The 12,753-nt window shown below is 67.8% G+C and carries 12 protein-coding genes; 3 read left to right on the top strand and 9 right to left on the bottom strand.

Features of this window, described 5'->3' with window-relative positions:
- Positions 1-4 precede the first annotated feature (4 nt).
- The 9 genes from QNM97_RS22585 to QNM97_RS22545 form a co-directional block, all read right to left on the bottom strand.
- Complete coding sequence (locus QNM97_RS22585) at positions 5-1,573, bottom strand: APC family permease (protein ID WP_283820416.1); 1,569 nt, start codon at positions 1,571-1,573, stop codon at positions 5-7.
- Positions 1,570-3,078, bottom strand: a complete 1,509-nt coding sequence (locus QNM97_RS22580; protein WP_283823292.1) for an aldehyde dehydrogenase family protein — start codon at positions 3,076-3,078, stop codon at positions 1,570-1,572. The genes QNM97_RS22585 and QNM97_RS22580 overlap by 4 nt, the downstream gene beginning before the upstream one ends.
- A 361-nt stretch (positions 3,079-3,439) precedes the next feature.
- Complete coding sequence (locus tag QNM97_RS22575) at positions 3,440-4,258, bottom strand: anti-sigma factor (protein ID WP_283820415.1); 819 nt, start codon at positions 4,256-4,258, stop codon at positions 3,440-3,442.
- Entirely contained in the window at positions 4,251-4,823 is a 573-nt protein-coding gene (gene sigK / locus QNM97_RS22570) for an ECF RNA polymerase sigma factor SigK (RefSeq protein ID WP_283823291.1), read from the bottom strand. Before sigK ends, QNM97_RS22575 begins: the two co-directional genes overlap by 8 nt.
- Before the next feature lie 212 nt (positions 4,824-5,035).
- Positions 5,036-5,893, bottom strand: a complete 858-nt coding sequence (locus QNM97_RS22565; protein WP_283820414.1) for a DUF1295 domain-containing protein — start codon at positions 5,891-5,893, stop codon at positions 5,036-5,038.
- A complete protein-coding gene (locus QNM97_RS22560; protein ID WP_283820413.1) occupies positions 5,890-7,221 on the bottom strand; it encodes an SAM-dependent methyltransferase in 1,332 nt (443 codons plus the stop codon). The genes QNM97_RS22565 and QNM97_RS22560 overlap by 4 nt, the downstream gene beginning before the upstream one ends.
- On the bottom strand, positions 7,218-8,009 hold the full coding sequence (locus QNM97_RS22555; protein WP_283820412.1) for a DUF1365 domain-containing protein: 792 nt from the start codon (positions 8,007-8,009) through the stop codon (positions 7,218-7,220). Before QNM97_RS22555 ends, QNM97_RS22560 begins: the two co-directional genes overlap by 4 nt.
- A complete protein-coding gene (locus QNM97_RS22550; RefSeq protein ID WP_283820411.1) occupies positions 8,006-9,376 on the bottom strand; it encodes an NAD(P)/FAD-dependent oxidoreductase in 1,371 nt (456 codons plus the stop codon). The genes QNM97_RS22555 and QNM97_RS22550 overlap by 4 nt, the downstream gene beginning before the upstream one ends.
- 35 nt (positions 9,377-9,411) lie before the next feature.
- Positions 9,412-9,834 (bottom strand): YccF domain-containing protein, encoded by a 423-nt coding sequence (locus QNM97_RS22545; protein WP_283820410.1) that lies wholly within the window; start codon positions 9,832-9,834, stop codon positions 9,412-9,414.
- A gap of 136 nt (positions 9,835-9,970) precedes the next feature.
- On the opposite strand from QNM97_RS22545, the gene QNM97_RS22540 reads away from it, so the two are divergent.
- From QNM97_RS22540 to QNM97_RS22530, 3 genes are all read left to right on the top strand, one after another.
- A complete protein-coding gene (locus QNM97_RS22540; protein WP_283820409.1) occupies positions 9,971-10,225 on the top strand; it encodes a hypothetical protein in 255 nt (84 codons plus the stop codon).
- A gap of 110 nt (positions 10,226-10,335) precedes the next feature.
- Entirely contained in the window at positions 10,336-11,619 is a 1,284-nt protein-coding gene (locus QNM97_RS22535) for a GAF domain-containing protein (RefSeq protein ID WP_283820408.1), read from the top strand.
- Between the two features lie 68 nt (positions 11,620-11,687).
- Positions 11,688-12,641, top strand: a complete 954-nt coding sequence (locus tag QNM97_RS22530; RefSeq protein ID WP_283820407.1) for a hypothetical protein — start codon at positions 11,688-11,690, stop codon at positions 12,639-12,641.
- Positions 12,642-12,753 lie beyond the last annotated feature (112 nt).

The following is a 12,753-nucleotide window of genomic DNA, read 5'->3' as shown; positions in this document are numbered from 1 at the left end:
TCGCTCACAGTCCGCCGCCGATCTCGTCGGCGGTGGGCAGCTTTGTTGCGGTGGAGTGGGATTCGAGCACGCCGATGTGGCGACGGCCGACGGTGAGGTACCAGAGGAAGCCGACGCCGAAGATGATGCCGATGTAGACGAAGGCGCCCCAGGTGTTGTACCAGGGTTCGCCGTAGATCTCCGAGCGTGGCCACGCGAGGTTGAGCGCCATGCCCACACCCCAGACCACGGCGACGATGTTCACCGGCAGGCCCCACCGGCCCATGGTGAAGTATCCGCCCTCGGCCAGGTCCTTCGGCGGCCACTCCCCGCGAAACCGCTTGGCCAGCAACGGCCCGGTGACCAGGAGGTAGGCCAGGTAGATCATGATGATCGCGATGGAGGTCAGCACGGTGAAGATCTTGGGCTGACCGACATTGATGACGAGAATGAGGACGGCGACGATCCCGATGACCAGCGACGGGATCACCGGGGTCTGCCGGACGGAATCGACCTTGGCGAGTTTCTCACCGAAGGGCAGGGCATTGTCGCGGGCCATCGCGAACATCAGGCGAATGGCCGCGGTGTGCACGGCCAGTGAGCAGACGAAGACCGCGACGACGATCGCGACGAGGAAGACCTTGCTCGCCGGCCCCCACATCACCTGCTCGACGATGTACTGCAGGCCACCGGAGGCGTCACCGAGCTTCGGATCCGACAGGTTCGGCGCGGCCATGATCGCGAATACCAGGATGGCACCGCCGATCACGAACGAGGCGAGAATGGCCCGCAGGATCGCCTTGGGTGCGGTTCGGCGGGGTTCGACGGTCTCCTCACCGAGCGAACTCGCGGTGTCGAAGCCGTACATCACGTACCCGGAGGCCAGCGACGCGATCAGGAACGCACCGAGATAGCCGCTGCTCTCGCCCGCGCCATAGCCGTTGGTGGAGAAGAAGATCTGCGGACCACGAGTGATGTTGCAGGCCAGAATGATCGCGATCAACACCGCCGCGATCAGCTCGACGAACACACCGACGGAATTGATCAATGACATCAGCCGTACGCTCCAGGCGTTGATGGCCGTGGTCAGAGCGATGAGGATCGCGCCGAGGATGACCGCATTGACCGCATAGTCGGTGGCATCGTCACCGCTGCCGTAGATCTGGAAGCCGCTCCACAGTCGGGGCAGATTGAGCTGCATCGCCAGGGCGACCGCCGCGAGGGTGACCACCGATGCGGTGAACATCAGCCAGCCCGCCGACCAGCCGACGCGTTGGCTCCCGAGTCGCTTGGCCCAGTTGTAGACCGATCCGGCCACCGGGTACTTGGCGGCGAGCTCCATGAAACATAGTGCGACGCAGAGCTGCCCGACGAAGACCATCGGCCACGACCACAGATAGGCCGGGCCGGCGTTGCCGAAACCGACGTAGAACAGCTGGAAGGTGCCGGTCAGGATCGAGATGTAGCTGACGCCCGCGGCGAAGCTGGCGAACTTGCCGATGGAGCGGTCGAGGGACTCCTTGTAGCCGAAGTCGGACAGGCCGTACGATTCGTCCGCCGAATCCTTCGGCGCACCAGTGGGAGCTGTACTCATTGATCGTCCTTCTGTTGATCATCCTCGTGCGGAGTGAACCACTGCGACGCCGACGGCGCGGTGTTGTGCCAGATATGTTTGGTCTCTTGGTATTCCGCGAGACCGGTGGGGCCGAGTTCACGTCCGTTGCCGGACTTCCCGAATCCACCCCATTCGGCTGCCGGGGTGTAGTAGCCGAAGTCGTTGAGCCACACCGTCCCATGGCGCAGCCCGCGCACCATGCGTTCGCCCAGCGCGGCGTCGGAGGTGCGTACCCCGGCGGCCAGGCCGTAGTCGGTGTCGTTGCCCAGGGTGAGTGCCTGCTCCTCGGTGCTGAATCGCTCGACGGTCAGGATCGGCCCGAAGGTCTCGTCGCGGACCACCGACATCATGCGATCGCAGTGGTCGAAGATGGTGGGCGCGAACCAGTATCCGCCGGGTGCGAGCCCCTCACGTTCGGGATGGCCGCCGCCGCAGCGTAACTGTGCCCCCTCGGCGATGGCCGATGCGACGTGGGCGTTCATCTTGTCCAGCTGGGCCTGCGACACCAGGGGGCCGGTCTTGGCTGCCGGGTCGAGACCGTTGCCCATGACGATCTGGCCGGCCCGGGCGACGAGGGCGTCGACGAACTCGTCGGCGATGGACTCGTGGACGATGAGGCGCGTTCCCGACGAACAGACCTGGCCCGAGTGCAGGAACACCCCGGCGAGTACCTGTTCGACCGACGAGTCCCAGTCGGCGTCGGCGAAGACGATGTGCGGGTTCTTTCCGCCGAGTTCGACGGCGACCTTGGTGACGTGACGCGCGGCGGTCTCGGAGATGATCCGCCCGGTGGCGAGCCCGCCGGTGAACGAGATGAAATCGACCTCGTCGGTGTCGGTGAGTGCGGCACCCAGCGACGAACCGGCTCCCTGAACGAGATTCAGCACACCTGCAGGCACACCGGCCTCCTCGCACAACCGGACGAACGCGATGGTGCTCAGCGGGGTGACCTCGCTGGGCTTGGCGACCATTGTGCAACCGGCGGCCAACGCAGGGGCGATCTTCCACGAGATCTGCAGAAGTGGATAGTTCCACGGTGCGATCAGCACACAGACCCCGATAGGTTCGCGCACCACCCGACTGATCACCCCGGGCACCCCGGTGTCGACGGCCCGATCGGCCTCGGTCTCCACCAGACTTGCGTAATAGCGGAAAACCGACTCGACGTCGTCGATGTCGATCTCGCTCTCGGCCAGCGTTTTTCCGGTGTCGAGGGTCTCGATGCGGGCGAGTTCGGCCTTGTCCCGGACGAGGAGATCGGCGATGCGGCGCAGCAGTGCGGCGCGTTCGGCGACCGGGGTGGCCGGCCAACGGCCGTCGTCGAAGGTGGTGCGGGCGGCCGCGATCGCCGCGGTCACGTCCTCGGGGGTGGCCTCGTCGACCCGGATGAAGCTCTCACCGAGCGCGGGGTCGATGATCTCGCGGGTACCGCCGTCGGCGGCGTGATGCCACCGCCCGGCGGTGAACAGTTGGGCCTCGCCCAGAAGCGGTGATGAAAAGGTGTCCGACGAGACGGATTGATCGGTGGTGCTCACGTGAAGTGGCCTCTCCGCGTTGGGTGGATGGTGCTCTCACGGTGTGTGACGAAGACGGGATGAACATGATGAGACAGCGAACACGAACGAGATCGGGGGACGCACCCACGGTGGCGGTCAGGGCTCGCACGGGCGCGTGGACGTGCGCGAGCGCCGAAGGACGACGGTTCACGATGTTGCTCTGTGCGCAACGCTGCGCATCTGTTGCAACAAGTGTTGTGGCGGCCGGGTGTTCTGTCAATAGGTGAGCAGTTCGTGGCCGAGTCGGCTCCCGTCGCCGAGGGGACGGGAGCCGTGTTGGGCGACATGATCAGCGCAGCGGGAGCTCGGCGACGATAGAACCGGGAGACGTTGCGCCGGCAGCGGGTTCGACACTGAAACCCAGTGCCGTCGCGTCGCCGATGTGGGGGATGACAGCAGTCGTCGAGGGCGCGATGTCCTTGTCGGTCATCGTGCCGGCCAAGGTGGCGCCCTGCGGGCCGAGCAGCCACATCTGGTAGACGGTGCCGGGCTGGGGCGGCGGAACGTCGTTCATCACCAGGACCGCGGCATCGGCGCGCTCGGAGTAGGTCACCGACGCGCGCCCGGTGGCCACCGCCCCGGAGCTCACCCGAACGTCCTTGGCGCTGAACACCTTGGCGGCGGTGGGCTGCTCGGTGGTGGTCTTGCTCGGCAGTCCACTGCCGATGGCCCATCCGATGGCTCCGACCGCGACGGCGACCACCGCGGCAGCGGCGAGATAGGCAATCCGGCGTCCGGTCCGGGCGACGTCGGGAGTTGCCGCAGCACCGCCCGACGGCCCGGCCGTCGGGGCATCAGCGCGTGCGGCGTCATCGGCCGATCGCGGGCGGATCTCGCGGACCCCGGCGGTGCTCGATCCGGTGGCCTCCCGGGCTTCCGCCGTGGCCGCAGCCAACAGCCGGGCGCGCAGTTCGGCGGGCGGGGCCGTGGCGGTCGACGCGCTGACCGTGGCCATCGTCTCCCGGGTCGCGGCCACGAGGGCGTCGAACTCCGCACGTACCGCCTCGTCGGCCCGGGCACGACGGCGTCGGACCGAGTCCAGCTCGGCCGGTGACAGGGCATCGAGCCCCATCAGCGGCGCCATCGCGAGCAGTTCGTCGTCAGACATCACGATCCCCCAGGCATTCCCGCAGACGCGCCAGACCGTCCCGGATACGCGACTTGATCGTCGGCAGGGCGACCGAGAGCTGCTCGGCGACCTCCCGGTAGGTCAGTCCGCGGTAGTACGCGAGCGACACCGACTCGCGCTGGATGTCGGTGAGACTGCCGAGGCAGTTGATGACGCGTTCACGTGCCTCCCGGACCTCGACGGCGTCGGCGACCTGATCGAAGTTGATCGACGCCGTGGCCTGGCTGTAGGTCGTCTCCCGCCGATCACCGGCGACCTCGGAGCGCACCCGATCGACCGCGCGTCGGTGCGCCAGGGTGATCAGCCAGCTCAACGCCGAACCGGCAGCCGGATCGAACTTGTCGGCCGACCGCCACACCTGCAGGAACACCTCCTGCGTGGTCTCCTCGCTGTATCCCGGATCGCGCAGAACGCGAAGGACCATGCCGTACACGCGATCCCCGGTCCGGTCATAGAACTCGGCGAACGCCGCCGAGTCGCCGTCGGCGATCCGCGCCAGCAGATCCGGCAGCGCCGCATCCTCGCGGCCGTCGGTTGCCGTCACCTCGACGCCTCTGATCTCATCGCCGATCACCCTAACCCGCGGCAGGGGGGCGCTCAACGATTCGGGTGTCCGGCTCGCCCGGAGAACACCCGGTGCGGTCGTCGACGGGCCGAGCAACGGTGACACCGGGCGGACTGCCGGCTGTGTCATCGGGCGGCCTGCCGGCCGGGTCATCGTGCGGCCTGACGGCCGGGCCACCGCCAACCCGGCGGTCATGGCGTGGCGCGGGAGTCGGCCGTTGGCGTCGATGAGGGCGGCAGCGGGAAGAAATACGAGGTGCGTTGCTGGTACTCGGGATAGCCGGGTCGCGTGCTCATCGACTTCTCCAGCAACCGGGCGCCGGTGGCGAACACGAGGAAGTAGGTCATCACCACCGGTGACAGGACGGTGAGGACGCCGGGACACGGGACGAGCGTGGGACCGGTGGTCATCGCTCCCGACGTCGCCGCCAACAGCCAGATGCCCCACCACACCGACGCGTCGCCGAAGTAGTTGGGGTGACGTGTCCACGCCCAGAGTCCGCGATCCATGATCGCGCCCTTGTTGGCGGGATCGGCCTTGAAGGCGCGCAGTTGCGCGTCACCGATTGCCTCGAAGCACAGCCCGAGGGCGAACAGTGCGATGCCCAGGCCGCCGACGATCCATGCGAGTGCGGGGGTGGGGCCGGCGACCGCCGACACCTGGATCGGCAGCGACACGAACCACTGCGCGGCCCCCTGCGTCGCGAAGATCTTGCGGGCAACGACTGCGAAACCGTTGCCGCCGGAGCGTTCCAGCATCTCGGTGTAGCGCGGGTCCTCACCCTTGCCCTTCGACTTGCCCACCATGTGCCAGGCCAGTCTCAGCCCCCACACGCTCACACCCAACGCCAGCAGCCAGCGGCGCGTGGGATCGCCGCCACCGAGGATCAGCGACAGCCAGGCGACCGCGACGAATCCGAGGCCCCACGTGACGTCGACGACGTTGAAACGCCCGATCCGGTAGCCGATCGCGAAGGTGATCGCCTGCATCACCGCGAGCAGGATCAGCGACGACAATGTCAGGACGAGGAATCCCGTCCAACCGGTCATGACCGCTCCCGGGAAGCCGTGCCGGTCGTGCTGCGGGTGAACAGCAACTGGTGGACGTCGAGGTATCCGGCCCGGAATCCGGCCTCGGAGTAGGCGAGATAGAACTGCCACATCCGCATGAAGGTGGCGTCGAAGCCGAGGTCGGCGATCCGGCGCCGGTGGGAATCGAAGCGTTCGCGCCAGAGCCTCAGCGTCTCGGCGTAGTGCGCGCCCATCGACAGCGAGTCGGTCAGCCGCAGCGTCGTGTGCTTGTCGGTGACGGCGCGCAGCGCGGGCAGCGAGGTGAGTTGACCGCCGGGGAAGATGTACTTGTGCACCCAGGTGTAGGTGTGGCGGGATGCGCGCATGCGATCGTGCGGCATGGTGATGGCCTGGATCGCGACCTTCCCGCCGGGCGCGAGAACGCGGTCGATGGTGGAGAAGTATGTCGGCCAATACTTTTCACCGACCGCCTCGATCATCTCGACCGACACGACGGCGTCGTAGGTGCCGTCGACCTCGCGGTAGTCGAGGAGATCGATCTGCACCTTGTCGGCGAACCCGGCGTCGGCGACGCGACGCAACGCCAGCTCGCGCTGCTCGGAGGACAGGGTGACCGAACGGACCGTGGCCCCGCGCGCCGCGGCACGCAGGCACAATTCGCCCCAGCCCGTTCCGATCTCGAGCAGTCGCGTGCCCTCCCCGACGCCGGCGAGGTCGAGCAGCCGGTCCACCTTCCGGCGTTGGGCGTCGGCGAGATCATCCCAGAGTGGGTGCAGCACAGCGTGTTCGGACGAGAACTCGGGGTCGACGAACAGTGCGCTCGAATATGTCATCGTCTCGTCGAGGAAGGTGGCGAACAAGTCGTTGGACAGGTCGTAGTGGCGCGAGATGTTGGAGCGGGTGTTGGCCGTCGTGTTCTCTTCGTCCTCGGGGTGTTTCGGCAACACCACCCGGCGCAGGGCCTGCAGGGGTCGGGGGACCAGTCGCGCGACCCGGGAGGCGAACGGGGTGAGGACGCCAACGAGGTCGTCGGTGCTCCAGTCGCCGGCCATGAACGACTCGCCGAATCCGATCAACCCGTGCGAGCCGACGCGTCGGGAGAAGTCGGTGGGACGCCGAATGATCATGCGCGGCTGCACATCGTCGGTACGGCGGCCGCCGCGGGTGCCGTCCGGATACTCGATGCGCACGTCGAGTCCGGCGGTGGCGTGTCGGAACAGCCAGGACGCCGCCGCGCCCCGGACCCGCGCGGATCGGCCGGTGGGGATCGCGGCGGCGTCGGGCCAGCGTCCGGCGTCGGGTGGGGTGACCTCGGAGTCGTCGGGTCGATGGATGGGGGTGCTCATCGGTGTCCTTTCGTCGCGGTGGAGGCGAGAGTGGAATGAACGAGATGATCGGGACGGGGTTGGACCGGGAGTCGGCGGGCCCATAATCCGATGCCCTGCAGCCGGATTCGGGCGGAGACGACGAGCGGGGCGAGAGGCGTGCGCAGTTGGGCTCCAACGATCGCACGGGCCGTCGCCGGGCGGGCGTGTCCGGTCAGGGCGGCGACGAAGGGCCCGGCTCCCGGGCGGTCGAGGATGATCGAGACCGACACGCGGCCTTGGTCATCCGGCTCGGGGACACGTAGCCGATAGCGGCCGGAGACATCGTGGAACGGTGAGACGTAGAACTCCTTGTCCACCTCGGCACGGCCGTCGGCGTCGGGCGTCACGATATAGCAGTGGCGCTCGCCGTAGGTGTTGTGCACCTCGGCCACCACATGCGCGAGGGCGCCGTCGGCATCGTGGCACCAGAAGACGCTGAGCGGATTGAACGTGTATCCGGCGACGCGAGGCGAGAGCAGCGCGCACACCGGGCCGTCGGCGGGTGCGACACCCGCGCTGCGCAGATGACCGTCGAGACGCTGCCGCAACGACTGTCCCGGCCGCATCGGCTCCGGGAAATGGTCGGCGGCCCGGACATCGGCGGCCAGGCGCAGCAGACCACGAAACCGGGGTGGTGCATCGACATCGATGAGCCACGAACTGCTGCGGTAGGTGAACGTGTGGCGCAGCGGTGAACGCCGCGTGTGGGTGATGCGCGTGGCGACGACGGCCGGTAACCGGGTCGCGGGCGATGCCGGGCCGATCATGTCGGATCATCCTGGAGGGCAACGGATTCGGTGGCCACACGGTGGAGGGAATCGGCCAGCCGCCGGGCGGCGCGCTCGCCGGACGCCGCGCCGTCCTCGTGGAATCCCCACCCGTGGTAGGCGCCGGCGAATACGATGCGATCACTGTCGATATCGGGGAGGAGTGCTTGTGCAGCAACCGATTCGGTGGTGTAGATCGGGTGCTCGTAGGTCATCTCGGCGAGAATCGTCGATTCGTCCACGAGGTCGGTGCGGCCGAGGGTGACGAGCATGCGGGGGTCGGCGGTGGGCAGCCGCATCAGACGCGTCATGTCGTAGGTGACGGCGACGCCGGAACCATCGAGCGCGTCGGTCGGTGCGTGGTCGGCGCGGATCTGGTAATTCCAGGACGCCCAGGCCCGGCGGGCGTGCGGCAGCAACGAGATATCGGTGTGTAGGACAGCGGGTTTCGCGCAGTAGGAGATGGCGCCGAGGACCCGTCGCTGCGCGGCGGTCGGGTGGCCGAGTGCGGTGAGGGCCTGGTGCGGATGGGTCGCGAGGACGACGGCGTCGAACTGCTCGGTGGGGTGACCGTCGGCGGTGACCGCGACCGCGGTACCGAGATCCTCGACGGAGCGCACCGGCGCGCCGAGGTGGATGCGACCGCGATGGGCACGCAGGTGGTCGGCGACGGCGTCGACGTAGGTGATCGAACCGCCGACGACGGTCCGCCACGTCGGCGACCCGAACACCGACAGCATCCCGTGGTGGGCCAGGAAGGTGAACAGGTAGCGCGCCGGATAGGCCTGTGCGGTGCGCGCATCGCACGACCACACCGCGGCGATCAGGGGCAGCAGGAAGTTATCGACGAAGTAATCCGACAGCTTCTCGCGGGCGACGAACTCGGTGATCGGCTCGTCGGAGTCGGGGGTGTCGAGGACCTTGCGTGCGGCGCGATGGAAGCGCACGACCTCGCCGAGCATCCACAGGTAACGGCCCCGGGTGAGGGTGCGCGCGGTCGGGATGAGCCCCGAGAGGCCCAGGGCTCCCGCATATTCCAGACCGGTGCGTTCGGAGTGCACCGACATCGACATGTCGGTCTCCTGGGTCGGCACCGCGAGCTCGTCGAAGAGCCGCAGCAGGGTGGGGTAGGTGCGGTCGTTGTGGACGATGAACCCGGAGTCGACGGCGACGGTGCCGCCGACCCCGGACTGTGTGATCGAGTGCGTGTGGGCGTGGCCACCGAGACGGTGATCGGCCTCGAACAGGGTGACGTCGGCGTCGGCGGAGAGCCGGTAGGCGGCAACCAGACCTGCGACGCCACTGCCCACCACCGCGACACGGTGGGGACGGCTGGTGCGGGGTGCCGGTGGACCCGAGGTTGTCATGCCCGAAGTTCGGACTCGACGCCCGTTCGGATGGGTCAGTACCGCTGCGGCGGGGGCGGGGTGGCGATGTAGCCCGCCTGCGGCTGGTCGGCGTCGACGATCTCGGCGCCGAGTGGTAGCAGTGACAACGGCACCATCTTGAAACTGGCGATGCCCAGCGGGATGCCGATGATCGTCAGGTACAACGCGATGCCGGAGGTGATGTGCCCGATGGCCAGCCAGATCCCGGCGAAGATCAGCCAGATGATGTTGCCGATGGTCGACGCGGCACCTGCCTGTGGTTTGCGCACGACGGTTCTCCCGAACGGCCACAGTGCGTAGTTGGCGATCCGGAAGGACGCGATGCCGAAGGGGATCGTGATGATCAGGATGCAGCAGATGATTCCGGCGACGACGTATCCGATCGCCATCCAGAACCCGCAGAGCACCAGCCAGATGATGTTGAGGAGTGTGCGCATGCGCCCATTGTCCGCTGTCGGGGGGGATCGTGGTGCAACGTTGGATGACCGCCGGCCGCCACCCCGACGAACAGGGGACCGCAAGGGTATACCCGATGTCATGCGTGGTGTCGTGGGCCCTGGCTAACCTGTGCCCATGGCCCCGGACGCCCAGCGTGCACGTGTCACCGCGTGGTGGGTCATCACCACCGTCGTGCTGGTGATCCGGTTGCTCGCAACGATCGCGGTGATCCTGCTCGCGATCGGCTGGGCGGTGGCGGCGATCAGGGATTCGATGAACAACGTTTTCTTGTGGCCGGCCGTCGGCAGCGCCGTCGCACTGCTGATCAGCACCTATTTATACGGATATCTGCGGGCGAGGTACCCGCGTCGCAACGCCTGGCTACCGTGACCGCCTGCGTGAATCCCGAGGTCGTTCGGGACGGATCGCAGGCCGCCTGTAGCCCGCGTCACACCCGACTTGGCATAATCGACCGCACAGAGGCAATTGAGAGAAGACCTATGACCGAACTCGGCTCGTCGCGCATCCGGCGTGCCTATGAGGATTTCCTCTCCGGCATCACACCGCCCTCCGACGCGGTGCGTTCCGTGGTGCGCGATTCGTGGTCGAGGTCGATGTCGCGCGGGGTCGATCCGACCGAGGCGCTCCCCGAGGACGACACCAGCGCGACGATGACGATGGCCGAGTTCACGCGGTATCGCGAGGCTCATCCGATCACGTCGGTGCGCCCGCTCGTGCAGTCGTTGATGCTCGACGACATCGCCGACTCCGGCGTCGTCGTCGCCCTCACCGATCAGGTCGGCCGACTGCTGTGGGTCGAGGGCAGCACCGACGCCGTCGACCGGGCGAGCCGCATCAACTTCGTCGAGGGTTCGGTGTGGAGTGAGGACGTCGTCGGCACCAATGCCCCGGGCCTGGCGCTCGCGGTCGGCAAGGGTGTGCAGGTGATCGGCCCGGAACACTTCGCGGGCTCGGTGCAGGATTTCAGCTGTGCCGCCGCGCCCGTCCACGACCCGGTGACCGGACATGTCATCGGCGTCATCGACGTGACCGGCGGTCGCGAGGTGGCCGCACCGTTCGCCCTGGCCGCCGTCCGCTCGGTGGTGGCCGCAGTCGAGCGCGAACTGCAGTCCCAGGCGGTCAACCTGGCCGACCCGGCGACCTTCGCGGCGTCTGCGGACAAGGGCGACGCACGGCTGACGGTGTTGGGCGACAACAGCTATCGGTGGCATCGGGAGGGTGATCCGGCCGGTGAGCGGACGCTGTCACGCCGGCACGCCGAGATCCTGTTGCTGCTGCAGGAGTATCCCGAGGGCCTCAATACCGAACAACTGGCCATGCACCTGGCCGGCGACGGCATCGACCCGGTCACCGTGCGCGCCGAGATCTCGAGGCTGCGCCGTGATCTCGGCAACGACGTGGTCACCTCACGGCCCTACCGCCTGACCGTCGACATGACCTCCGACGTCGCGGACCTGCGCCGTCGCATCGCCGAGCGCGGCGAACTGTCGTCGGTGATCGACGAACTCGGCCGAGGCGGACTGCTGGGGGAGTCGTCGGCACCGGGCATCAGCGAGATCTTCGAAGTGGTCCGTGAGGATGTGCGGTCACGGGTGATCGCCGAGGGTGATGTCGGCGCCCTGCGGACCTGGACGTCATCGATCCACGGTCGCGACGATCTCGTCGCGTGGCGCCGACTCGAGCACCGCCTCCCCGTGGGACATCCGGACCGCGCCGTGGTCGGCGGGCGAATCAGGTTGCTGGACAAGCGATACGGGGTGTAAGGGTTCCGCCCTGGGTATCGGCCGTTCGGGTGATACCGGCTGCGGGAAGTGCTGGGTACTGTCCACCCATGTCGGATTTCGGTAGTTCCCGTAGCGCCGCCCCCATGGTCCGACGTGGTGGGTTCGCGCTTGCCGGAATCGGTGCGTTGTCGGTGCTGGCAGGTGCCTTCGTGGCGAGTTCGTTGGCAATGATGGTCGTCGGTGCCGTCGTCGCCTGGGTGGGGCTGCTCGCTGCGTTCGCGGTGACGCCGGGTGGGGTGCTGCGCAGCATGTCGTTGCCGCTGTTCGGCGTCGGACTCCTCGGGATCATGAGCATCGAGACAACGGTGACCACCGAGTACTACTCCGGCGCCACCTCGTCGTCGACTGATGCCTCCGGCCTGGTCTTCGGGATTCCGTGTCTCATTCTCGCGCTGGTGTGTGCAGCGGTGGGCACGGTGCTCCGACAGCGCAATGTCGGCTGGCCGCGCAACCTCGGCGCCCAACTGTCGCAGCTCGGCAACACCGCCCACCGGACCGGTACTGCATTGGGTCGCACCGGTTCCGCATTCGCGCGGAGCCTGCAGAACGGGGGCGTTGCCGGCGGTCCGGCCGGACCGGCCACGTGGCCGGGTGCGCAACCCCGACCGCACCTGCCGCGGCCGGCGGTGGTGCCGCCTCCGCCTCCACCGCCTCCTGCTGTCGGGGTGGACGGAACAACCGCTGCTGCCACGGTCACCGCCCCCGTCGGGCCCGGCGAACTCCATGAGCGGCTGCTCACCGTGATCGGTGCCCGACCGACGCCGGCTGGGTCCGAGCCGGTGGTCCATCTCGTCGAGAATCGGCCCGGCCGAATCCAGGTGGCGTTCGGCGCGTCCGCACAGGTTCCGCTGTTTCTCGTCGAGGTGTCCATCGTGCCGGCCGGAACCGGGTCGACCGCGCGCTTCACCACCGTGAGCGGGCACGGTGAGACGCTCGACGGGCTCTATGCGCGTGTGCGGAGAGACGTTCCGTTGCTGTGCCCGGGCGCAGTGGTCGTGTAGCAGGCCGATCTACGAATACAACTTCCACGTGAGCGGGCCGCCGACGCGAAATCCACGGCGTGTCGCGCCGGATCCGTGGAAGTTGTATTCGTAGGTGGCTCATCTGCGTCGA

This window comes from Gordonia sp. L191, assembly GCF_030077625.1.
Taxonomy (GTDB): Bacteria; Actinomycetota; Actinomycetes; order Mycobacteriales; family Mycobacteriaceae; genus Gordonia; species Gordonia polyisoprenivorans_A.
Note: the sequence above shows the minus strand (reverse complement) of the source record. Positions and strands in the feature narration are given on the sequence as shown.